This is a genomic window from Pseudomonas sp. A0308 (genome assembly GCF_044218815.1).
In the GTDB taxonomy this organism is placed as follows: Bacteria; Pseudomonadota; Gammaproteobacteria; order Pseudomonadales; family Pseudomonadaceae; genus Aquipseudomonas; species Aquipseudomonas iridis.
The window spans coordinates 5,024,059-5,045,284 of record NZ_CP162581.1 but is presented as its reverse complement, the minus strand read 5'-3'; the positions used below and the strand labels follow the sequence as shown (position 1 = coordinate 5,045,284).

The window sequence follows — 21,226 nt, the reverse complement described above, 5'->3', positions numbered from 1 at the left end:
CAGTCGCTATTTTTTGTAGGAATTTTCGTAGACAGCAGTAATGGCCACTCAGTATCGTCCGAGGGTTTCCAACCCTCGGCGATTTTATGGATACGGAAAAAGAAAATAGTGGCTGGACGGATGAGGAGCTTGAAGCTTCGGTTGATGGCTATCTCGATATTCAGACTCGCTACCCAAATGAACAAAAATTTAATAAGTCCTTGGAGCATAAGCGTCTGCAGAACGGCGTACTCGCCGGGCGAAACACCAAGTCGATTGACTATCGACTGCAGAACATTACCGCTCTGTTCGAAGATCTTGGGCTGAAAACGATCTCTAGCTACAAACCAAAGGTGAATCTCGGTTCGGGGATTACCGCGCGCCTGATCAAAATCCTAGAATCTAAAGGCCTCATTACGCTGGATTCCGGTACACCTTCCACGCAAGAAGAATCATCACTTCGAAATGTACAACGAGCGAAACAACGTGATTTTGTGAGTGAGCCAGAGGGTGTGCAGATACCTCAGCAAATCGTCAGGACAACCAAAACCTACGCCCGCATATCCAAAGTCAAAGATTGGATTCTGTTCAACGCCAAGGGTGTCTGTGAGGGATGTGGACAACCAGGTCCGTTTGAAATGAATGGAGAACCTTACCTTGAGGTTCACCACGTTAAGCATTTGTCGGACAACGGGACGGACTTCAAGACCAACACCGTAGCGCTATGCCCAAACTGTCATCGACGCTGCCACCATTCTGACGACAGAGAGGCTTTCACTGCTTGGCTGTATGACAACGTTGGAAGACTCGAAAAGGAATAGTCGCGGTTCATCTGACTAACCGTATTTGCTGTTCTTGGGACTGCTTCGCAGCCCAGCGGGAGCAAGCTCCCTCGCCACAGGGTGATGCGTGACCTGCAATGGCGGTGTGTGCATTGAAATCTAGTTGATGCCAAGAATCGCCAGCAGGCTAGCTCCCACAGATTCCGCATCATCCTGAAAACAATCAGTGCAACCCGCGCCACCTCCCGCTATTAATACCCCTCCCCCACTCAAGGATCCGAGCCCCACCATGAAATTCGATCTCGCCTATTGCCTCAGCCTCGACGACAAGTTGTCGATCTATGACGTTCGCGATCTCAATTTCGATGAGACGGTGGCGTTCGATTCCGCCAAAGAACACTTCCAGTGCCCCAACGATGCCTGTCGCTCTGCGTTCGAGGCCTCCAACGAGTTGGGCACGTTCAACGCCAAGAATGTGAATTACGTGCGCACGCCGCACTTCAAGAACCTGCCCACGACGCAGCATGTGGTGGGTTGTCCTTATGTGAGTTTGAAGGCGTCGGCGTCGGGGGTTGAGACGGCAGATGGCGAGGCGGATGAGGGTCGTGAGGAACACTTCCCATCAGAGTTGTTGCTGACGCGGCGTGAGTATGTGCGCAAGCCTGTCGCGCCAGAGGGGGCGGCGGATGTATTGCGCGATGATCCGGTGCGGGTGGCGGCGGACAGTGGTAAGGAATCAGCGAGTCGTGAGTCGGCGCCGGACAAGACCAGCGTTTTCGCGCATCCGGTGGAGTGTTTTGTCTCGAACTTCGCGGACAAGGAGTTGCTCAAGCGGATGCCGTTGAAGGTCGGTGAGCATTCGGCGCCGTACAGTTCGTTCTTCAAGAAGATCGAGTATCTGACGGACAACAAGGGACTGATTTACTGGGGGCGGATCAAGAAGATTGAAGACTTTCACAGCGGCGCCAGTTTCCGGATCGATTTCGAAGACAAGGTCTGGTTCAAGAAGCCGGAGGACAGTAAGAAGAAGCCGTATGCGGTCAGTGTTTATCTGAACAAGAAGCTGATCGACAACTACCGCAAGCGCAAGGCGTTTCTGGAAGAGATCAAGCACGCCGCTGATAGCGACAAGGCGTTGTTCTGTTTCTTCTATGGTGTGACGCCGGAGTTGAAGCAGGTGCCGGGCAAGAAGAACCCCGAAAAGCCTTTCGAGGTCTTCAATGCCAATATCGAGAACCTGGATCACTTCATCATTCGTGAAGCGCCGGGTCTGGAGTGACGGTTAGCCTTGGGGCAGTTGCAGTTTGACGGCACCGGGGTGTTGTTTGACGACGGAGTACGGCAGGATCGACCAGTCTGGCGCATCGCAAGCGCGGGCCACACGAGCAAAGTAAGGGCCGAGATAGAGACCTTTCGTGGTGAAGTACCAGGGTGAGTATCCCCAAATGCTTTCGTCGCTGTAGTCGCAAGCGTTGTCGTCGTCCTCCGCTGGTTTCTTCATTTCATTGGGGTAAAGCGTGGTGAACTGCTTGATCAGCCAAGGCACCAGCACTTCGCGCTGATAAGTTGAATACGCTTCACTTTCCGAAGCACTCAACGGCTGGTCACCTGTGCTGTCGCGGTCGGCATGTGACAGTGGCTTGCCCGCTCCGACCCATAACACGTCTGCCAAAGACAGCGGATGGCCGGTTTGTACATCAATATTAAGGGGTGAATCGCCGAAGTCCGGATGTGCACCGCCACAGTAATAGCTGGTGGAGATGTTAAGACTGACCACCGCTGGCGAGATCATCTTCGGTTCTGCTTGTTGCATGAAGTCGGTGTTCACGCCGCCTTGCAGCAGGCAGCCGTGATAACTGATCACCTCGCGCCACAACCTTCCGAGCAACTGCTGATTGACCCGCCGAAGGTCATCTTTTGGTAAACCGGATTCCACGCTGAACAAGGATATCTTCGACTCTGGCTCAGTCCACCATTGCAGGTCGTAGCCCATAAAGTTTTCTTTCTTCGCGGGTTTGAGCTTGAGTCCCTGTAAGCGCAAATACTCATACGGTGCACTTTGGGGCAGCGTGGCAATAAATGGCAAAGTCATTGAGGTCGGCGCTGGGAGTTTGGCCTCAGCCAGCTTCACCGGCAGTTTTTTACCCTGTGGACTTTGCCATTCGCCCTGCCAGCCATTGCTGGTTTTTTCCAGCTTCAAAGTTGCTAACGGCTCATCTTCGCCATAGCGGTTTTCACCTTCTACCAGCGTCAAAGTGCTTTCGTGCAACGAACCGCTGAGTGCCAGATCGCGATGGTATTTCTCGTAGAAATAGCGGCCATTCACTTCGTCCGGTTGCGTAGTGTTGAGCTCCACCACAATCGGTGTTTTACCCAACGTACCGGTGAACACGCGTCGGCCATCTTCAGCATGGGCGGTGGAAATCAGTGTGAACAGCGCCGCGGCGTATGGCGCCAGGCGCAGCAGTCCCTTGAGCATGGATCGATCCTTGAAAGAGGCGAAGGCGCCGCCGGTGTTTGCACACCGGCGCGCAGAAAGTCGGGGCGGATTATGGCGAGGCTAAACCAGAGAATCGAGTGCAACCGCACATTTCGGCCTCACCCTGGCGCTTAATGAAAAGCTTCGATCTCTCGCCACGCCGCCAGTCGTCGCTCCAAGGCACGTTTGATACCCGCCTCATTAACAGCGCAATAATCACGTAACCAGTGAGCGACCATTTCGACATTTGGCCAGTACGTATCTTTCTGGCCTTTGCTGCTCCTGGGCGTGTCATTCATCGCGGCATCGAAACCAATGGCTGCACGTTCACCTTGTGGTAAACAGCCCCACTCAGCTGCACTGCCCTGGAAATACCAGGCGATTTCATCAATGTGTTTTTGTGCGCTGCGATGGCTGCGCCGATAAAACCTGTACTCGCGACAGCTTTGATCCATACGCTCCGGCATGATGCCGGCATCGACCCAATCCATAAGACCATGATTGATCGCATCGCGAATCAAGCCTTCACGCCAGCGATCAGCAAACCAGGCAACAAAACCTTCTGCGTCAGCCTTTTTCGCATCGGCGAAGACCATGCAGTAACGGGTTTTCACATGGATAACAAACAATACGTGCTTACGTTGCACAGTGATCGCATGGACTAGCCACTGCTCTACAGATCTGCTGGCCTCGTCGTCTTCGATGGCCGGCGACGGCGGTTTGTTATCCACGGGCGAAATCTTTTTGCCCTTATGGATGCGGCTGAAGAACTTGCTGGCAGCCTCGGTGCAATTGAAGATCAACATCCTGGTTCTCTGCTAAGACGGTTAACGATGTTCAATCATCGCGTTCGATTTCTTCTGCCCATTCAATTCCGAAAGGCTGGCGTACAGCGTACGAGATTTTCTCACGCATCTCATCACTCAGAACCGATCGCTTCCTCACCGCGCCGTGACCTTTGCCTGAGCTGAGCCGAATAATCACTCATCTGATCACCATCCCCAGCATCACGACTATCAACAATCCAACATAAACCCACGCATGCACCCGATCCGGTATCCGCCCGATCCATCGCGTCGCCAATCGAATCCCCAGTAACGACCCAACCGTCAGCACTGAAAACGCCAGCAAATCCACATACCCGATAAACCATGGCCCTAGATCTGTCTCGCTGAAACCGGCCAGCGCCATGTACGTCAGGGTCCCGGCCACTGCCACCGGTACGCTCAACGGATTGGCCATGGACGTCGCCTGGGACATGCTCAACCCGCTGCGGCACGGTCATGACGCTTCCTCCTACGCCAAGAAACGTCGCGATGGCGCCAATGCCTACACCGCCGCCGGACGTTTCCATCCTGCCCAATCGGCGTGGGACTACGTCTTTAGCGTGTGTGAGAAATCCGCGTCGCAGCAGGCAATCAACGATGGTCACGCCAAGGTAGGCGATGAACGCATAGCGGATGACTTCGCCGCTGACCCACACGGCGGCGATCGCGCCGAGGATCGCGCCCAATCCGATGAACCCGCCCAACGGCCAAAGGTAATCCCGAATGAGATTGCCGACGCGGCGGTGTTTGTCGGTGGCTATCAGAGCGTTGACGATCATCACACAGGTCGAAGTGGCGACGGCAATGTGCATCGCTGATTGGCCGATGGGGTCGTCGGCCCCGTGACTGGCGGTGAGCATGCGGTACAGCAGCGGTACAACGACGAAGCCGCCACCAAAGCCGAAGAGCACGGCGGTGATGCCGGTCAGACAGCCAAAGAGGGTTAGCAGGAGGTAGACCATGGCGCGTCTTCCGGTAATGAGGAGCGGTCGACGATAGAGCGACATGGTTTGGCCTGCTTCAGCAAATCAGCCAATAATGTTTGCGTTTACGCCAACCGCTGGGGTGCCGTTCGATGCGCAATGTTTCAATCAATTTGCTGGATGACACACCGCGCCCGGTTGTGGCGATCGGTACGGATTATTCCCACGGCCATCTGCTGCCATTTCATACGCATCGTCGAGCGCAATTGCTCTACGGCGCGACGGGAGTGATGCAGGTCAGCACCCATGACGGCAACTGGGTGGTGCCGCCGCAACGGGCGGTGTGGATTCCGCCGGGGGTGGCGCATGAGGTGTTGATGCTTGGGGTGAGTACCCGAAGTTTGTACATCGAACCGGGAGCGGTTGATTTGGGCGAACGCTGTCAGGTTATCGACGTGTCACCGTTAATGCGCCATCTGCTCATGGAAGCGGTGGAGGTTCCGCAGGCCTACGACCCGAGTGGGCGCGACGGTTTGCTGATCGATTTGTTGCTGCACGAAGTTACACGCAGTGCTCCTTTGCCCCTGCACATTCCGTTGCCGAACGACGGAAAACTACTCGCGCTGTGTCAGAACTTTCTGCATCAGCCCAACGCCCATCAGTCGCCACAACATTGGGCCGAGCAGTTGCACATAAGCTTACGCACCTTCAACAGAGTGTTTCGCCAGCAGACTGGAATGAGCTTCAGCGAATGGCGGCAAAGAGCCTGCGTGGTGCTCGCACTGGCACGGTTGGCGGCGGGTGAAACGGTGACTCGGATCGCCCTGGACTTCGGCTACGAAAGCCCCGCAGCGTTTTCGACGATGTTCCGGCGCATCCTCGGTCAGCCACCGTCCGTCTGGTTGGAGGTGGCAAAATAGGCAAAATCAAAAAATGCGTTTGATCCCGACTGAAAACAACTGTACAAAAACACAGTACATTTTCAATCAGCACTCTTGAGCCCGGAGCACACCATGGCCTCTCTTGCGATGAACCACATCCTCGAACGCATTGCCCTTTTCCAGTTCACCCCGACGCACTGCGTGCAGGCCAGAGTAATGCTGGGCTGGAGCGTGGAACAGCTATCGCGGGAGGCTGAAGTTTCGGTAGGCGACATTCAACGGTTTGAAGCGCAGCAAGAAGTGGCGGATGCGGCACGCCTGGCGTTGGCCTACCGGTTTGAGTCGCGGGGGCTGGTGTTCTTTCCCGGGTTTGCGCCGGGCCGTAGTGCGAGTTTAAACGCGATGGCTTCGGAATCAGCAGGGCATGGGGAATATGCGATGGCTGAGTGAGGGTTTGTGGCGACGGGATAGATTCCTCGTCACCACGAAAATCAACATCAGCACTGACTGAAGGGGATCAGGCGTTTTGCACAACTCCCTCGCTCTCCCCTTCAATCCCCAACCACCAGGCATTGCCGCGCTGCGGTTGACTGATGTTGAACGCCTCTCCCATTTGCGGCGTCGTGATCGAAATGCTGCGCTCCCAGGCCAGCGCCAGTATCCGGTCGAACGGTTCATGCCACGCATGCATCGCCAGATCGAAAGTGCCGTTGTGGATCGGGAACAGCCAGCGGCCCTTTAGGTCGATGTGGGCTTGCAGGGTTTGCTCGGGTTGCATATGCACATGCGGCCATTCGACGTTGTAGGCGCCGGTTTCCATCAATGTCAGGTCGAACGGGCCGAACTGTTCGCCGATGCGTTTGAAGCCGTCGAAGTAGCCGCTGTCGCCGCTGAAGAAGATTCGTGTATCACCGTCGATCATCACCCATGACGCCCACAAGGTGCTGTTGCCGTCGAACAGACCACGACCGGAAAAGTGCTGCGACGGAGTGGCGATGAAGCGGACACCGGCGATTTCAGTACCTTGCCACCAGTCGAACTGGCGCACCTTGTTCGCGTCGATGCCCCACTTGATGAGCGTGTCGCCGACGCCCAGCGGGGTCAGGAACAGATTGGTTTTGACCGCCAGCCTGAGCACCGCCTCGTAATCAAGGTGGTCGTAGTGGTTGTGCGAAAGGATCACGGCCTCGATCGGTGGCAACTGGTCGAGGCTGATCGGTGGTTGATGGAAACGCTTCGGGCCGGCCCATTGCACGGGCGAGGCGCGTTCGGCGAAGACCGGGTCGGTGATCCAGAATTTGTCCTGCATCTTCAGCAACAGAGTCGAGTGGCCGAGACGAAAAACGCTTTGGTTCGGCGCTGCCAGCAGATCTTCACGGGTCAGCGGTTGCACCGGGATTGCCGCAGCAGGTCGGGTGTTGCTCGGTTTGTGGAAAATCATGTTCCACATGATCCGCAGCATTTTGCGCACACCTTCGCGTTGCACCGGCGCATGATTGCGGAACAGCCCTTGATCCTGTCGAGAGGCTTCAGGCGTGGATGTTTTATCCGGAACGGAAACTGGATTGGCCATGACTGATTGACTCCAGAAAACCCGCGCGATTCACGGTTTTCCTCGGTGGGACGATAAATGGCCAAAGCACGCACGCATCAGCCGAACGGTCTGTTTTTAGGTTGCGAGGATTAACGCAACATTACACTCGACGGTGTAGTTTCTAGGTTGCATCAAACGAGATGACAAGTAAACTGCCAAGTGTAACTTCACCCTTTTCCTGCCGAAGCGTACTTATGACAGCTCCACAGCGCCTCACCGACCGCAAACGCGAAGCCATCATTCAGGCGGCGATTGCCGAATTCCGTGCCAACGGTTTCGAGATCACCAGCATGGACAAAATCGCGGCGACTGCCGGTGTGTCGAAGCGCACGGTGTACAACCATTTCCCCAGCAAAGAAGAGCTTTTCGCCGAAATTCTCAACCAGTTGTGGGCGCGGATCAGCGCCGAGCAGTCGGTCATTTACCGAGCCGATCAGCCGCTGCGCGATCAGTTGCGGCAGATGTTGTTGGCCAAACTGCATTTGTTGGCTGATGACAATTTTCTGAGCCTGGCTCGCGTGGCAATTGCCGCGACCATTCACTCCCCGGAACGCGCGCAGAACATGGTGGCCCGCATGGGAGAGCGGGAAGAAGGCCTGACGGTATGGATTCGTGCCGCCCAGGCAGATGGCCGGTTGAAAGCCGTTGATGCGGATTTTGCTGCGCAACAGTTGCAGGGTCTGCTGAAGTCGTTCGGCTTTTGGCCACAGATTTCCATGGGGCGGCCACCGCTTGATGAGGCCATGCAGAACACCGTGGCCGAATCGGCTCTGGAGATGTTTCTGGCGCACTATCAGCTCTAGAACAACCCTCCCCTGCGCATCCCCCAAATCAAATGGCTCGAAAGGACACTGATTATTTCCGCTGGAATAAATGACAATGTCCGCCAATGACCGACGAACGGTCAATTCGATAAAAATACTGCAAAGTATTTCAGGGCGATCTGGCGCAGGACATCATGGAAAACCAACGCGGCAAAGGCTTGTCATTCTCCAGACGTATTTACCTGCCACGCGCCATTGGGCTGGGTGTCGGTTTTTTCAGCGTCGCCGCGGCGCTGTATCCGCTGAGCACGCCGACCTGGCTATGGGCGCTGTTGGTGTTCAACGGATTTTTCTGGCCGCACGTGGCCTATCAAATGTCGACCCACTCGGCATTTCCCTATCAGGCCGAACGCCGCAACCTGTTGTACGACTCGCTGTGTGGCGGCTTCTGGGTCGCGTGTTTCCAGTTCAATCCGCTGGCCACCGTGACCGTCTTGTCGATGATGACCATGAACAATGTCGCGGCCGGTGGCCGTCGTCTGTTCATCTTCGGCGCTCTCGCCCAAGTGGCCGGCGTGCTGCTCGGCGCAATGCTGCTGGGCTTAAAATTCAACCCGATCATGACGCAAATCCAGGTCTGGGCCTGCTTGCCGATGCTGACCCTATATCCGCTGGCACTGGGCATGGTCTGTTACCAACTGGCGATCAAACTGGCCCAACACAAACGCGCGCTCAGCGGCCTGAGCCGCACTGACAGCCTGACCGGATTGCTCAATCACGGGGCCTGGAAAGATGTGCTGCACCTGAAGTTTCAACAATGTCACCAGCACAACAGCCAAGCCATTGTGGCGCTGATCGACATTGATCATTTCAAGGTCATCAATGACAGCTACGGGCATATCGTCGGCGATGCCGTGCTGCAACAGTTGAGTCGCGAGTTGAAACGTCTGCTGGTCGAAAATGAACCGGCCGGACGCTACGGCGGCGATGAGTTCTGCGTGATTCTGCCGAACCTGCCGTTGTACAAGGCTGAAGCACTGATGGAGCAACTACGCCAGGCGCTGGATCAGTATCGCCATCCCGATGTGCCACAACTGCGGGTCAGCCTCAGTATCGGTCTGGCGCAGTTCCAGCCCTCCTATTGCGATGCGATTGTCTGGCTGGATGCCGCCGACAAGGCGCTGTACACAGCCAAGCATGCCGGCCGCAACACCATCGGCGTGGCGATGAGCGATCCGGCCTCAAATGACGCCAGTCTGCTTGGCATCTGAGCACGTTCGTACAATTTCGAAGCAGCAGTTTCTTGTACAGAACCTATAAGTCTGTATAAGATTCATTGGTCAGCCTGGATGCTGGCACTTTGCAGCCAATGCCAATAACCCTCAGCTTGGTCTGCCCCGCGGAAACAGGGACAAAACCCCGTCTTCCCCTACTTCCAGGTATGCGCCATGTTTTTCAATCGCCACAAATCAGCCCTCGACGACCTTCAACAGACCCTCACTCAACAGAACGGCCTGCTCGATGCAATCAACCGCTCCATGGCGGTGATCGAATTCGATCTCGACGCAGTGGTGTTGAGCGCCAACGACAACTTCCTCAAAACCATGGGTTACCGCGCCGAACAAGCCATTGGCCAACCCCATCGTCTGTTCTGCACGCCTGAGTTTGGCCGCAGTGCTCAGTACAGCGAGTTGTGGTCACGCCTGAAAAGAGGTGAATTTCAGTCCGGCACGTTCGAACGCATCAATAGCAAAGGCGAATCGGTCTGGCTCGAAGCCAGTTACAACCCGATCAAGGATGCCGCCGGACACGTGGTGAAAGTGGTCAAGTACGCGATGGACGTCACGGCCAAGGTGCAGCAGGAAAGCGAGGCCAACGCCAAGTTGGAGGCGATCGACCGGGCGATGGCGGTGATTGAATTCAACCTCGACGGCAGCATTATCACGGCCAACCAGAATTTTCTGACGCGCATGGGTTACACACTCGCCGAGCTCAAAGGCAAACATCACCGTTTGTTCTGCACCGCAGAATTGGTCAACAGCAGCGCGTATCAGGATTTCTGGCGACGGTTGAATCAGGGGGAGTTCTTTCAGGGCCAGTTCGAACGCGTCGACAAGCGCGGCCAGACCGTTTGGCTGGAGGCCAATTACAACCCGGTTTACGACGCCTCCGGCCGTTTGTGCAAAGTGGTGAAATTCGCCTCGGACGTCACCGCTAGGGTCGAACAGCACGAGCAAGACGCACGCAGTGCCAGCGCCGCCTATCACATCTCGGTCGAGACGCGGAAAGTCGCCGAACAAGGCACTCAGGTCATTCAACAAGCGGCCAGCGAAATGCGCGAAATTGCTGAAGATATTGCCGCGTCTTCGACGCTGATCGCCCACCTGGGTGAACGCTCGGAGCAGATCACGGCCATCGTCAACACCATTCGCGGGATTGCCGACCAGACCAATTTGCTGGCGCTCAACGCTGCCATCGAAGCGGCGCGCGCCGGTGAACAGGGCCGTGGTTTTGCGGTGGTGGCCGATGAAGTGCGGCAACTTGCGGCGCGTACCAGCGGCTCCACAGCGGAAATTTCCAACATGATCGGTTTGATCCAGAGCGAAACCCGCCAGGCGATCAAGAGCATGGACGGCACCCGCGATCGCGCGGCCCAGGGCGTGGAACTGGCGGATCAGGCGGGTACGGTGATCTTGCAGATTCGTGATGGCGCCAGTGAAGCGGTGCAGGCGGTGAGCATGTTTGCCAATGAGCGGGCGCCCAATTGAGGGTTGTGCAGGAGCGATAGACCGAGTCGCGACCTTCGCGGGCAAGCCCGCTCCCACAGGGAATGAGTCAATCACACATGCTGTGTACGACTGCTGAACCTGTGCGGACTTGCCCGCGAAGAGGCCGGCCGCCACAACGCAGAGCTATAGTGACGGCACGTCCGAAGTCCTGCCGAGCACATCATGAATAGCGAAAAACCCGAAACATCCCCCGCCCCCATCGATCACCTGCGCTTCCACCGCCCCCACGCCCACCTGAACACGACTTTCGGCAACGACGCCTTCGCCCTGCGCGCCGAAGCCTTTGCGCGGTTCTTCGGCACGCCGCTGTTCCTTGGCGCGCAAACCTTGATTGTTGCGGTGTGGATCGGCCTCAACGTTTGGGGCGTGACTCAATTCGACGTCTACCCGTTTATCCTGCTGAACCTGGCCTTCAGCCTGCAGGCGGCCTACGCCGCGCCACTGATCCTGCTCGCACAAACCCGTCAGGCCGCACGCGACAAAGCGCAGGCCGACGCCGACGCGCAGCACCGTGAAGCGCTGGCACAGGCCAATACCGAACGTCAGGCTGAGGCGGCGAAGAACTCCGCGCAATTGCTGGCGTTGCTTGAACAAAACACCCGCCTTACCGAAATGACGAAAAACCTCACGGAGCGCATCGAAGGCCTGACCAGCGAATTGCACGCTCACGTGTGCCAGAACCCACAGCGTTGATCAGGGCAACCGCAAGGCCTGCCCTGGTTCATCGTCCAATGTGGCCGGCCAGCGCATAATGGCTACGATCTCAGGACAATCACGTTTGCCACTCTCTTGAAAAGGAAATCCCATGGACGCCATTTCCGTCGCCCTGATCGGCGATTACGACCCGCAAGTTACTGCCCACCAAGCTATCCCTGTGGCCCTTGCTCTGGTCGCCGAACAGCTCGATCGCCAAGTGCAATTCGAATGGCTGGCCACGGATCAAATCCACGCTGATACACCATTAAACAGGTTCGACGGTTTCTGGTGCGTGCCTGCCAGCCCTTACAAAAGCGAACAAGGTGCGCTGAGGGCGATTCGTTTTGCCCGCGAGCAACAACGCCCTTTCCTCGGCACCTGCGGCGGTTTTCAACATGCGGTACTGGAGTTTTCCCGCAATGTGCTGGGCTGGATGGATGCCGAACATGGCGAAACGTCCCCCAACGCCGAAAGAGCAATCCTCTCCCCGTTGACCTGTTCGCTGGTGGAAGCCATCGACAGCATTCATCTACTGCCCGGGTCGTTGATCGCCAAGGCGTACGAAACGTCGGAGATTCAAGAAGGCTATCGCTGCCGCTTCGGTGTGAATCCGCAGTTCGAAGCGGAGCTTTTAAAACATCAGCTACAGGCAGTGGGTCGTGATTCAGCGGGGGACTTGCGGGCGATCGAACTCAAAGATCATCGTTTTTTTGTCGCGACTTTATTTCAACCGGAGCGTGCGGCACTCAAGGGACAGATGCCGCCGCTGGTTCGGGCATTTATTGAAGCCTGCGCGGAGCCACGTTGATGACGTCTTGCTTCGCGGTGATTTTTTACCTCGACCCGCATCGAGGGTGACAACGGTTATGCCAGCGGCGGACTCACAGACCTGATCGCTGGCAAGCCAGCTCCCACAGGTTAGGTGTTGCTCTGAAGATCACGCCGTACCTGTGGGAGCTGGCTTGCCAGCGATGAGGCCCTGACAGCCACAGCAAAAACCTCAGCCCCGCACCAAACTCCGCACCGCTTCAATCTCCGGCACTTCACGTTTGCTCATATACACCCGCAACGGCTCAGTGATGTTGATCCGGTCATCGATATTCTGATCCAGCAGCAGCTGAATCAGCTCACGCTTCAACGTCATGGTCGTGGGCGAAATCGGGGCCCAGACGAATTCGCTGGTCGGGATAATGCCGTCATCCGCCACGTCCATGCCGAATGAGTCTTCGCTGAAACGCACAATGTACTGGCCGGTCTTGCGGTTGAGGCCAACGAAGCCTTTGAGGTCGTCGGCCGCCTGGCAGATGAGTTGGGAGGTGATGCGCATGGTAAACCTCACGAAATGTTGATCGATGGTTTACACGCAGGACAACTGAACGGCGCGCCCTCTGCCGGGACGTCTGCCGAGGGCAAGCGTACTGCAAACAGCACCACAAAAGTGCAGGAAATATCGCTTTTAATAGGTTTATGTCGGTCTGGCGATAGCATGCAATCGATTCAGTTGTTAAAAGGTACGTCTTTTAAAATGCCCTGCGAAAGGACCTCGACCATGCCCGCCACTTTCACCAAAAGCGCCCTCATGCTGAGCCTGTTGCTCGGCCTCAGTCAGGCGCATGCCGCCACGCACAGCGATCCGAACGCCGTGGCTGGAGCTCACGGCATCCCGCACCCGGCGGTAATCGCTCACCGTGGCGCGTCCTTCGATGCACCGGAATCCACCGCTGCGGCCTATAAACTGGCCCGTGACCTCGGTGCCGACTATCTGGAAATGGACCTGCAACGCAGTAAGGACGGCGTGTTGTTCGTGCTGCACGACGACAATCTGCAGCGCACCACCGACGTTGCCAGCAAATTCCCGGATCGCAAGGACAGCCCGGCCAACGCCTTCACCATGGCCGAGCTGAAAACCCTCGATGCCGGCACCTGGTACAACACCAAATACCCGGACCGCGCGCGCCCGTCCTACGCCGGGCTGAAGATCCTCACTCTCGATGAAGTCATCGACATCGCCCAAGCCAATCCGCAGCACAAACCGGGCCTGTACATCGAGACCAAAGAGCCGCAGTTGTTCCCCGGCCTCGAAAAAGACCTGAAGGAGAAACTGCAGGATCGCGGCTGGCTCAGCCCGGCCGGCTCGAAACTGGCGAAAAGTGCGCTGGGTGTCGGTCAGGGCAAAGGCAAGGTGATCCTGCAGACTTTCGAGAAGAACAGCCTCGAGCTGCTGCAAAAGGAAATGCCGCAGGTGCCGAAGATCCTGCTGCTGTGGGTCGGCGAAGGCAGCATCGAGCCGAAATCCAAGGTGACGTTTGCCGAGTCCGGTGAGAAAGACAAAAACGCTTTCTACGGCAAGCAGGAGCCGAAATCCGAAGCTGAATTTAAAAAATGGGTTGATTACGCCAAGGCTCAGGGCGCTATCGGCACAGGCCCTTCGGCGAAGCTCACCCAAGGTGGCGACCAGAGCTATTCGGATCTGGTGCAACCGTGGATGAACCAGTACACCCACGACCAAGGGATGCTGGTGCATGTCTACACGGTCGATGAACCGGTGGACTTCGACAAAGTCATGGCCGCAGGCGTCGACGGCATCTTCACCAACCGCGCCAGTGAACTGTTGAAGTTCTACAAACGCCCGGCGGCCGGTAGTGTTGATCAGGTGTTGAAGAACAACGGGTTCTGATCAGTTAACGAGGTATCCGCATCGCGAGCAGGCTCGCTCCCACAAGAGCAATCTGCGAACGATGCGGGGTTTTAAGGGTGAGTTAAGTTGCGGTGGTTAACCTGAGCCCACTTAAACGATTTACCCAAGGAACGAACCGATGAAAACTTTGACTGCCCTGTTTACCGCTGCTGCCCTGACCCTCACCGCTGGTATCGCTCAGGCTGATGTTCGCGTTGATGAGATCCCTGAGTTGGTCAAGTCTGGCAAGATCAAGTCGCTGGAGTCGATGAACGCCGAGGCATTGAAACTGCATCCGGGTGCAACCATCACTGACACTGACCTGGACAACCACTTCAACGGTTACGTGTATGAAGTTGAATTGAAAATGGCTGATGGCAGAGAGTTCGATGTCGACTTCGACGCCACCACCGGCAAAGTGTTGAGCAACAAGCAAGACACTTGATACACCGTTTAACCAAAGCCGCACGATTGAAAGATCGTGCGGCTTTTTTACGTCTGGGGTCTGGCCTGGATGATGTGTCGCAAGAAAGATCGTCCCCCCCTCACCCCGGGAGAGGGCCAGGGTGAGGGGAAATGGCGTCACGCGCTCAGGCGGGCGGTGACTTCGTTCAGTTGCCCGGACAGGCCGTGCAGATTCTGGCTGGCGCTTTCGGTGCGCTGCACGTTGTCCAGGTTGGTGCTGGCAATCGAGGTGATTTCGGTCAGGTTGCGCGAGATGTCCTCGGCGACCGAAGTCTGCTCTTCGGCGGCCGTGGCGATCTGACGGTTCATGTCGCGAATCGCTTCCACCGCGTGGGTGATGCGTTCCAGCATGGCGCCTGCCTGCGTCACTTGCTCAACGCTTTCGTCGCTGCGGGTCTGGCCGCTATCGATGGCTTGCGCCGCGTCTATCGCGCCAGTCTGCACACTCTGAATGATCTGGTTGATCTCGATGATCGACTCAGCCGTGCGCTGCGCCAGGTTGCGCACTTCGTCAGCGACCACCGCAAAACCTCGCCCGGCCTCACCGGCACGCGCCGCTTCAATCGCGGCGTTGAGCGCCAGCAGGTTGGTCTGTTCGGCGATGCCGCGAATCACTTCCAGCACTTTGCCGATGCGGCCACTGTCGGTTTCGAGACGACGAATGACCGTGGCGGTGTTGGCGATTTCGCTGCGCATCAGCGTGATGGAGTGAATGGTGCTTTGCATGACCTTTTCACCCTGCTGGGCGGACTGGTCGGCATCGTCGGCGGCTCGCGCGGCATCGGCGGCGTGACGCGCGACTTCCTGGGCGGTGGCGGACATTTCGTTCATCGCCGTGGCCACCTGGTCGGTGCGGTTGAACTGCTCGTTGGTGCCGCCGGCCATGGTCGTGGCGATGGCGTTCAATTCGCCGCTGGCGCTGTCCAGATCACTGGCGCTGCGCTGCAAACGGGTGAACGTATCAGCGAGGAAGTCGCGCAGGGTATTGGCTGCGGCGGCGAGGTTACCCAGCTCATCCTGACGGTCGCTGACCACACGCTCGGCCAGTTTGCCGCGGCTCAGTTGGGTGACGTAGTCGATGAGTTTGCGGATCGGTTCGACCAGGTTACGGTTGACCAGCCACAGGCTCAACAGCCCGATCAACAGACCTGAAGCGAGCATCACCAACAGCCCCAGCCATACGGTGCGATCGGCATCAGCACTGATCAGCGCCGACTGCTCGGTGCCCTGTTTGCGCAATTCGGCGACCAGCTCGCTCATCTGATCGCTGGCAGCGCGATCGACACCTTTGACAGCGGCGTCGCCGACAGCAGAATCGCCACCCGCGGCGACGTAGGCATCACGGCCCTTCTGGTAGGCGCCTGCCAACTGACGATGCTCTTCCTGCAAGCGTTCGATGCGGGTTTTCAGGCTTGGCTCGATGCCTTTCTGGCTGGCCAGTTCGCCAAGAATTCTCTGCACATCGCGCTGGCGATCTTCAAACTGGCTCCAATACTTGGCCAGATCCGCCGGCTGCTTGCCACGCAGCAGGACGTTTTTCCATTCCTGTACCTGCACCTTGAATTGCAGGTTGGCTTCATCGATCAATTGCGAAGTGTGCAACGGGCCGGCAATCAATTGGCTGTAGCTTTGCACGCCATTCGAGAGGAAATGGAAACACGCCAGCGCGATCAACAAGACCGCCAGCAGGCTACCGCTCAGCAGGGCGAGAATTTGCGCTCTCAGGGATTTTTGCAGCATCGCAGATACTCAGGACAGGGATGAGGCACGCCAGCAAAAGGCGTGAAATATTGCCGGACGTCCCTGTCGGCGAACCTTGGCCAACGGCCAGTGGCGCGCAACCTAACTCACCTGAGATCGGCGCGCCAGAGTGCTTCTTGAACAAATCCCGACCGCCGGTAACACTTTGATTTGACGTCATTTAGCTGTCACACAAACGTCATGTGACATTGCGATGATTCGGCACAGGTGAATCTGAAAATCCCGCCCAGCGCCCTCCTCGCAGCGAGCCTCCATGAACCACAGCCTCGATATCAGCCATCGCGATCCGGACCTGTTCGGTTTGCTTTACGGCTTTCGTTTCCTGCCCGGCGAACGGGGTCGCGAAGTCGATTCGACAACTGCATTGCGTTGCCTGCAAGACGACAACGACAGCGGCGAATTCCTCTGGCTGCATCTGAACCTGGCCCACGCGGCATGCGAGCGCTGGATGAAAAGCCATCTGCAATTACCCGAAGAATTTTTCGAGGCGCTGCACGAAGGTTCGCGCTCGACGCGCATCGAGCACGTTGACTCGGCGTTGCTGGCAGTGGTCAACGATGTGGTGTTCAACCTCAGCAGCATGGTGTCGTCGGACGTGTCGACGCTGTGGGTGTGCGTGCGCAGCAAACTGATCGTCAGTGCGCGCCTGCAACCGCTGCACTCGGTGGATAAACTGCGCTCGTCGGTGAAGGCCGGCGAGCGTTTTCGTTCGCCCTCGGAATTGCTCGTGCACCTGCTGCGCGATCAGGGCGAAGTGCTGACGCAGATCGTGCGCAAGACCAGCATGAGCGTTGATACGGTCGAAGACGAGTTGCTCTCCTCGCGCCTGTCGACCAACCGCGCCGAACTCGGTGCCAACCGCCGAGTGCTGGTGAGATTGCAACGGCTGCTGGCACTGGAGCCAGGTTCGTTACTGCGCCTGCTCAACCGCCCGCCGCCGTGGTTGCAGAAGGAGGACGTCAAGGAACTGCGCAAATCCACCGAGGAGTTTGCGCTGATCATCAATGACCTCACGGCCCTCGGCGAGCGCATCAAACTGTTGCAGGAAGAAATCGCCGCCAACCTCAACGAACAGAGCAACCGCACGCTCTTTACCCTGACAGTGGTGACGGTGCTGGCGCTGCCGATCAACATCATTGCCGGTTTCTTCGGGATGAATGTCGGCGGCGTGCCGCTGTCGCAGGACGCGCATGGGTTCTGGATACTGGTCGCGTTGGTGGCGACGTTTACGGTGATTGCGGGGCGGTGGGCGTTTCGTAAGCGTGGAGATTATTAAGATCAAAAGATCGCAGCCTTCGGCAACTCCTACACTGCCACTGCAGGAGCTGCCGAAGGCTGCGATCTTTTGACTTTGCCTCCAGCGATTCATCCAAACACTGACCTGAGGCAGTCTCTCTGTAACATTCTGCAACGATCATGGGCGACATTCCTTCCCTCGCTCAGGATTGTCCTCTCATGGCTACTCCCTCCCTGACCGCCAGCCCAGCGTCCGCCGCCAGCGGCAGGCCCTCCCTCGACAAGAAAACCAGCCCGTTCACTTACGTATTGTTTTTCGCAGTGCTGGCCATGGGGATGCTGTTCACCGCCTACAGTCTGATGCACGACGTGCAGGAACTTGGCACGACGGTCACCACCTGGACGCCATTTCTGCTACTCGGCGTGGCGTTGGTGATTGCGCTGGGTTTTGAGTTCGTCAATGGTTTCCACGACACCGCCAACGCTGTGGCTACGGTGATCTACACCCACTCGCTGCCGCCGAATGTTGCGGTGGTCTGGTCGGGGTTTTTCAACTTCCTCGGCGTGCTGCTATCGAGCGGTGCGGTGGCATTCGGCATCATCGCCCTGCTGCCGGTGGAGCTGATCCTGCAGGTCGGTTCGTCTGCTGGTTTCGCGATGATCTTCGCCCTGTTGATCGCAGCGATCCTGTGGAACCTCGGCACGTGGTGGCTGGGTTTACCGGCCTCGTCGTCGCACACCTTGATCGGTTCGATCATCGGCGTCGGCGTGGCCAATGCCTTGATGCATGGCCGCGACGGCACCAGCGGTGTCGATTGGGCGCAGGCCACCAAGATTGGTTATGCGTTGCTGCTATCACCGCTGGTGGGTTTCGGTTGTGCGGCGCTGTTGCTGCTGGCCTTGCGCGCATTCGTGAAGAACCGTGCGCTGTACAAGGCACCGAAAGGCAACACTCCGCCGCCATGGTGGATTCGTGGTCTGCTGATCCTGACGTGCACCGGCGTATCGTTCGCCCACGGTTCCAACGACGGCCAGAAAGGCATGGGCCTGATCATGCTGATTCTGGTCGGCACCTTGCCGATGGCCTATGCATTGAACCGCACCATGCCCGAAGAACAATCGCTGCAGTTCGCCGCCGTGGCGCAAGTCACCCAACAAGCCCTGGTGAAAAGTGCGCCGCAGCCGGCACCTGCCGATCCGCGCCCGATCCTCTCGGATTACGTGCGCAGCAAGGAGGCCACGCCGCAACTGATCCCCGCCCTCGCCGCACTCACCGGGCACATTGGCGAGGAAGTCAAAGGCTACGGTTCGCTGGCGAAAGTCCCGGCCGAGGCGATGGGCAACGTGCGTAATGACATGTACCTGGCCAGCGAATCGATTCGCCTGATGGACAAGAACAAGGTCGGCAACTTCGACGCCGACACCGCAGGCAAGCTGCAACTGTTCAAGCAACAGATCGACAACGCCACACGGTTTATCCCGCTGTGGGTGAAGATCGCCGTTGCTATCGCATTGGGGCTCGGCACCATGGTCGGCTGGAAACGCATCGTGGTGACGGTGGGCGAGAAGATCGGCAACACCCACCTGACCTACGCGCAAGGCGCCTCGGCGGAAACCGTGGCGATGCTGACCATTGGTGCAGCGGACATGTTTGGTTTGCCGGTGTCGACGACGCATGTGCTGTCCTCGGGCGTGGCCGGGACCATGGTCGCCAATGGCGGTGGATTGCAGATGAGGACTATCCGTAATCTGCTGATGGCGTGGGTGCTGACGCTGCCGGCGGCGATCCTGCTGTCCGGTAGCCTCTACTGGCTGTTCACCCAGATCTTCTAACCGAAATAATCCCACTGCAGGAGCTGCCGAAGGCTGCGATCTTTTGATCTTTTTTAGATCAAAATCAAAAGATCGCAGCCTTCGACAGCTCCTACACGAAAATGAGGGTTAGCCCTGGCAGGCGTTGCGCATCAGGAAGCGCTCGCGCAGTACGTCGTAGCCCCAGTGATACACATAGGTGTACGGCAGAAAAAACAGCAACACGCCGATGTCGAGCAAGAACGCCTGCCACAAGCTGACCGACAGCCACCAGGCAATCAGCGGCACGCCCATCACGATCAATCCACCCTCGAACAGCAAGGCGTGAACGACCCGCACCCAGGCGTTGTGGGCAACATTCATGCGCTCGAGCATTCGGTCGAAAAACCGGTTGAACACCACGTTCCAGCCCAGCGCCAGCATCGCGATCAAAACCGTCACCGCGCCCATGTCGAGCAGCGGTTTTTTCATGATCCACGCCAGCAGTGGCGTGCAGATCAGAATCGCCAGCAATTCGAAACCGATAGCCTGGAAGATACGTTCAGTGATGGATTTTTGGGCAGTCATGGCCTGACTCCTTGAGTGAAGATGGTTGCCATGATCCATCCTCGCATCGATACTTCAAAACCAATAACCATCGATTGAGGCGATAGTTCATGGCATCGCAAGAAGTGCTTTTGGCATTCGTCCAAGCGGCGACCCAGGGATCGTTTTCGGCGGCAGCGCGCAAACTCGGGCGCAGTCAGTCGACGATCAGTGCGGCGGTGGCGAGTCTGGAGATTGATCTGGACCTGGTGTTGTTTGATCGCAGCAGCCGCAAACCGACGCTGACGCCTGCCGGCCACGTCATGCTGCAACGCGCCGAGGCGATTCTCACGGCCAACAGTCGCCTGGAAATGACCGCGCGGCAATTGTCCCAAGGCGTTGAGCCGAAGTTGACCGTGGCGATTTCCGACACTTATCAATCCGCGCGTTTCGAGGCGGCGCTGTTCGGTTTTGAACAGCGCTATCCGGATCTGGAACTCGAATGCCTGATTGCCGAATGCGATGACTTGATCGAACTGGTGCAGCGCGGTCGGGCGCATCTGGCGTTTGCCGAGATGCAGGACAATTACCCGCCGGACCTGGTGACCTCGACTGTGGCCGAGCGCACCGATATCGCCCTGTTCGTCAGTCGCGGACATGCGCTGGCGACACTGGAAAACGTCGACCAGCCGATCCTGGAGCAGCATCGCGAGTTGCGTCTGGCGACGATCGTCAATCCCTACGACAGTCGCGCCAAGGGCCGGGTGTGGTCGGCGCCGAGTTATCTGATGCTGATGGAAATGGCCGAAATGGGTTTCGGCTGGGCGCCGTTGCCGCGCTGGCTGGTGGGGCGTTTCGGCAATGGCACGCTGGTGGAGCTGACAGTGCGCGGCTGGCCGAAACCGGTGTTTGTCGATGCCTTGTGGTCGCGGCTATATCCGCCAGGGCCGGCGGGGAGCTGGTTGCTGAGCAAGATGCTGGAATAGATCAAAAGATCGCAGCGTGCCGCAGCTCCTACAGTTGCAACCCATGTAGG

The 21,226-nt window shown here is 57.5% G+C and carries 20 protein-coding genes and 1 pseudogene; 14 read left to right on the top strand and 7 right to left on the bottom strand.

Annotated features, from left to right (window positions below):
* The first annotated feature begins 86 nt into the window (after positions 1-86).
* Positions 87-800 carry an HNH endonuclease gene (locus AB4P92_RS23380; protein ID WP_042560554.1) on the top strand — a complete coding sequence of 238 codons (714 nt, stop codon included), beginning with the start codon at positions 87-89 and terminating at the stop codon, positions 798-800.
* 250 nt (positions 801-1,050) lie between these two features.
* Positions 1,051-2,040 (top strand): hypothetical protein, encoded by a 990-nt coding sequence (locus tag AB4P92_RS23375; RefSeq protein ID WP_395598231.1) that lies wholly within the window; start codon positions 1,051-1,053, stop codon positions 2,038-2,040.
* A gap of 3 nt (positions 2,041-2,043) precedes the next feature.
* On the opposite strand, the gene AB4P92_RS23370 is transcribed toward AB4P92_RS23375, so the two are convergent.
* The 3 genes and pseudogenes from AB4P92_RS23370 to AB4P92_RS23360 form a co-directional block, all read right to left on the bottom strand.
* Complete coding sequence (locus AB4P92_RS23370; protein ID WP_395598230.1) at positions 2,044-3,240, bottom strand: hypothetical protein; 1,197 nt, start codon at positions 3,238-3,240, stop codon at positions 2,044-2,046.
* Between the two features lie 131 nt (positions 3,241-3,371).
* Complete coding sequence (locus AB4P92_RS23365; RefSeq protein WP_115146171.1) at positions 3,372-4,046, bottom strand: DUF6933 domain-containing protein; 675 nt, start codon at positions 4,044-4,046, stop codon at positions 3,372-3,374.
* Between the two features lie 178 nt (positions 4,047-4,224).
* A pseudogene (locus AB4P92_RS23360) lies at positions 4,225-5,029 on the bottom strand (sulfite exporter TauE/SafE family protein).
* A 113-nt stretch (positions 5,030-5,142) separates the two neighbouring features.
* On the opposite strand from AB4P92_RS23360, the gene AB4P92_RS23355 reads away from it, so the two are divergent.
* Together AB4P92_RS23355 and AB4P92_RS23350 are read left to right on the top strand one after the other, a co-directional pair.
* Positions 5,143-5,910 carry an AraC family transcriptional regulator gene (locus tag AB4P92_RS23355; protein ID WP_395598229.1) on the top strand — a complete coding sequence of 256 codons (768 nt, stop codon included), beginning with the start codon at positions 5,143-5,145 and terminating at the stop codon, positions 5,908-5,910.
* 93 nt (positions 5,911-6,003) lie between these two features.
* Positions 6,004-6,321 (top strand): XRE family transcriptional regulator, encoded by a 318-nt coding sequence (locus tag AB4P92_RS23350; RefSeq protein ID WP_395598228.1) that lies wholly within the window; start codon positions 6,004-6,006, stop codon positions 6,319-6,321.
* 67 nt (positions 6,322-6,388) lie between these two features.
* Here the strand turns inward: AB4P92_RS23350 and AB4P92_RS23345 are convergent, their stop codons facing one another.
* Entirely contained in the window at positions 6,389-7,444 is a 1,056-nt protein-coding gene (locus AB4P92_RS23345; protein WP_395598227.1) for an MBL fold metallo-hydrolase, read from the bottom strand.
* Positions 7,445-7,659: 215 nt separating this feature from the next.
* Between AB4P92_RS23345 and AB4P92_RS23340 the strand changes: the two genes are divergently transcribed.
* The 5 genes from AB4P92_RS23340 (at position 7,660) to AB4P92_RS23320 (ending at position 12,522) form a co-directional block, all read left to right on the top strand.
* Positions 7,660-8,268, top strand: a complete 609-nt coding sequence (locus tag AB4P92_RS23340) for a TetR/AcrR family transcriptional regulator (RefSeq protein WP_395598226.1) — start codon at positions 7,660-7,662, stop codon at positions 8,266-8,268.
* Between the two features lie 155 nt (positions 8,269-8,423).
* Positions 8,424-9,500 (top strand): diguanylate cyclase, encoded by a 1,077-nt coding sequence (locus AB4P92_RS23335; protein WP_395598225.1) that lies wholly within the window; start codon positions 8,424-8,426, stop codon positions 9,498-9,500.
* A gap of 177 nt (positions 9,501-9,677) precedes the next feature.
* Positions 9,678-10,997, top strand: coding sequence for a PAS domain-containing methyl-accepting chemotaxis protein (locus tag AB4P92_RS23330; protein WP_047299573.1), 1,320 nt, complete (start codon positions 9,678-9,680; stop codon positions 10,995-10,997).
* Between the two features lie 183 nt (positions 10,998-11,180).
* Positions 11,181-11,711, top strand: a complete 531-nt coding sequence (locus AB4P92_RS23325) for a DUF1003 domain-containing protein (RefSeq protein ID WP_042560565.1) — start codon at positions 11,181-11,183, stop codon at positions 11,709-11,711.
* A gap of 112 nt (positions 11,712-11,823) precedes the next feature.
* Positions 11,824-12,522 carry a CTP synthase gene (locus tag AB4P92_RS23320; protein WP_261736706.1) on the top strand — a complete coding sequence of 233 codons (699 nt, stop codon included), beginning with the start codon at positions 11,824-11,826 and terminating at the stop codon, positions 12,520-12,522.
* Positions 12,523-12,714: 192 nt separating this feature from the next.
* Here the strand turns inward: AB4P92_RS23320 and AB4P92_RS23315 are convergent, their stop codons facing one another.
* A complete protein-coding gene (locus AB4P92_RS23315; RefSeq protein ID WP_115146165.1) occupies positions 12,715-13,041 on the bottom strand; it encodes a DUF2025 family protein in 327 nt (108 codons plus the stop codon).
* Positions 13,042-13,263: 222 nt separating this feature from the next.
* On the opposite strand from AB4P92_RS23315, the gene AB4P92_RS23310 reads away from it, so the two are divergent.
* Complete coding sequence (locus AB4P92_RS23310) at positions 13,264-14,391, top strand: glycerophosphodiester phosphodiesterase (protein ID WP_047299575.1); 1,128 nt, start codon at positions 13,264-13,266, stop codon at positions 14,389-14,391.
* Between the two features lie 139 nt (positions 14,392-14,530).
* Complete coding sequence (locus AB4P92_RS23305; protein ID WP_042560568.1) at positions 14,531-14,836, top strand: PepSY domain-containing protein; 306 nt, start codon at positions 14,531-14,533, stop codon at positions 14,834-14,836.
* 137 nt (positions 14,837-14,973) lie between these two features.
* Here the strand turns inward: AB4P92_RS23305 and AB4P92_RS23300 are convergent, their stop codons facing one another.
* Positions 14,974-16,596 (bottom strand): methyl-accepting chemotaxis protein, encoded by a 1,623-nt coding sequence (locus AB4P92_RS23300; protein WP_047299576.1) that lies wholly within the window; start codon positions 16,594-16,596, stop codon positions 14,974-14,976.
* A 274-nt stretch (positions 16,597-16,870) separates the two neighbouring features.
* Between AB4P92_RS23300 and AB4P92_RS23295 the strand changes: the two genes are divergently transcribed.
* On the top strand, positions 16,871-17,893 hold the full coding sequence (locus AB4P92_RS23295; RefSeq protein WP_042560570.1) for a transporter: 1,023 nt from the start codon (positions 16,871-16,873) through the stop codon (positions 17,891-17,893).
* 290 nt (positions 17,894-18,183) lie between these two features.
* Complete coding sequence (locus AB4P92_RS23290; protein WP_390896397.1) at positions 18,184-19,686, top strand: inorganic phosphate transporter; 1,503 nt, start codon at positions 18,184-18,186, stop codon at positions 19,684-19,686.
* Between the two features lie 108 nt (positions 19,687-19,794).
* Here AB4P92_RS23290 and AB4P92_RS23285 read toward each other — a convergent pair whose 3' ends face one another.
* The gene (locus AB4P92_RS23285) at positions 19,795-20,232 is read right to left on the bottom strand and encodes a multidrug/biocide efflux PACE transporter (protein ID WP_395598224.1); all 438 of its coding nucleotides are present in this window, start codon (positions 20,230-20,232) and stop codon (positions 19,795-19,797) included.
* Between the two features lie 89 nt (positions 20,233-20,321).
* Between AB4P92_RS23285 and AB4P92_RS23280 the strand changes: the two genes are divergently transcribed.
* Positions 20,322-21,176 (top strand): LysR family transcriptional regulator, encoded by an 855-nt coding sequence (locus AB4P92_RS23280; RefSeq protein WP_042560573.1) that lies wholly within the window; start codon positions 20,322-20,324, stop codon positions 21,174-21,176.
* The last annotated feature ends 50 nt before the right edge of the window (positions 21,177-21,226 follow it).

What these genes read in the sequence shown, in the direction of transcription:
- AB4P92_RS23380 (WP_042560554.1), top strand. Translation starts at nt 87, where the DNA reads ATGGATACGGAAAAAGAAAATAGTGGCTGGACGGATGAGGAGCTTGAA.
- AB4P92_RS23375 (WP_395598231.1), top strand. Translation starts at nt 1,051, where the DNA reads ATGAAATTCGATCTCGCCTATTGCCTCAGCCTCGACGACAAGTTGTCG.
- AB4P92_RS23370 (WP_395598230.1), bottom strand. Translation starts at nt 3,240, where the DNA reads ATGCTCAAGGGACTGCTGCGCCTGGCGCCATACGCCGCGGCGCTGTTC.
- AB4P92_RS23365 (WP_115146171.1), bottom strand. Translation starts at nt 4,046, where the DNA reads ATGTTGATCTTCAATTGCACCGAGGCTGCCAGCAAGTTCTTCAGCCGC.
- AB4P92_RS23355 (WP_395598229.1), top strand. Translation starts at nt 5,143, where the DNA reads ATGCGCAATGTTTCAATCAATTTGCTGGATGACACACCGCGCCCGGTT.
- AB4P92_RS23350 (WP_395598228.1), top strand. Translation starts at nt 6,004, where the DNA reads ATGGCCTCTCTTGCGATGAACCACATCCTCGAACGCATTGCCCTTTTC.
- AB4P92_RS23345 (WP_395598227.1), bottom strand. Translation starts at nt 7,444, where the DNA reads ATGGCCAATCCAGTTTCCGTTCCGGATAAAACATCCACGCCTGAAGCC.
- AB4P92_RS23340 (WP_395598226.1), top strand. Translation starts at nt 7,660, where the DNA reads ATGACAGCTCCACAGCGCCTCACCGACCGCAAACGCGAAGCCATCATT.
- AB4P92_RS23335 (WP_395598225.1), top strand. Translation starts at nt 8,424, where the DNA reads ATGGAAAACCAACGCGGCAAAGGCTTGTCATTCTCCAGACGTATTTAC.
- AB4P92_RS23330 (WP_047299573.1), top strand. Translation starts at nt 9,678, where the DNA reads ATGTTTTTCAATCGCCACAAATCAGCCCTCGACGACCTTCAACAGACC.
- AB4P92_RS23325 (WP_042560565.1), top strand. Translation starts at nt 11,181, where the DNA reads ATGAATAGCGAAAAACCCGAAACATCCCCCGCCCCCATCGATCACCTG.
- AB4P92_RS23320 (WP_261736706.1), top strand. Translation starts at nt 11,824, where the DNA reads ATGGACGCCATTTCCGTCGCCCTGATCGGCGATTACGACCCGCAAGTT.
- AB4P92_RS23315 (WP_115146165.1), bottom strand. Translation starts at nt 13,041, where the DNA reads ATGCGCATCACCTCCCAACTCATCTGCCAGGCGGCCGACGACCTCAAA.
- AB4P92_RS23310 (WP_047299575.1), top strand. Translation starts at nt 13,264, where the DNA reads ATGCCCGCCACTTTCACCAAAAGCGCCCTCATGCTGAGCCTGTTGCTC.
- AB4P92_RS23305 (WP_042560568.1), top strand. Translation starts at nt 14,531, where the DNA reads ATGAAAACTTTGACTGCCCTGTTTACCGCTGCTGCCCTGACCCTCACC.
- AB4P92_RS23300 (WP_047299576.1), bottom strand. Translation starts at nt 16,596, where the DNA reads ATGCTGCAAAAATCCCTGAGAGCGCAAATTCTCGCCCTGCTGAGCGGT.
- AB4P92_RS23295 (WP_042560570.1), top strand. Translation starts at nt 16,871, where the DNA reads ATGAACCACAGCCTCGATATCAGCCATCGCGATCCGGACCTGTTCGGT.
- AB4P92_RS23290 (WP_390896397.1), top strand. Translation starts at nt 18,184, where the DNA reads ATGGGGATGCTGTTCACCGCCTACAGTCTGATGCACGACGTGCAGGAA.
- AB4P92_RS23285 (WP_395598224.1), bottom strand. Translation starts at nt 20,232, where the DNA reads ATGACTGCCCAAAAATCCATCACTGAACGTATCTTCCAGGCTATCGGT.
- AB4P92_RS23280 (WP_042560573.1), top strand. Translation starts at nt 20,322, where the DNA reads ATGGCATCGCAAGAAGTGCTTTTGGCATTCGTCCAAGCGGCGACCCAG.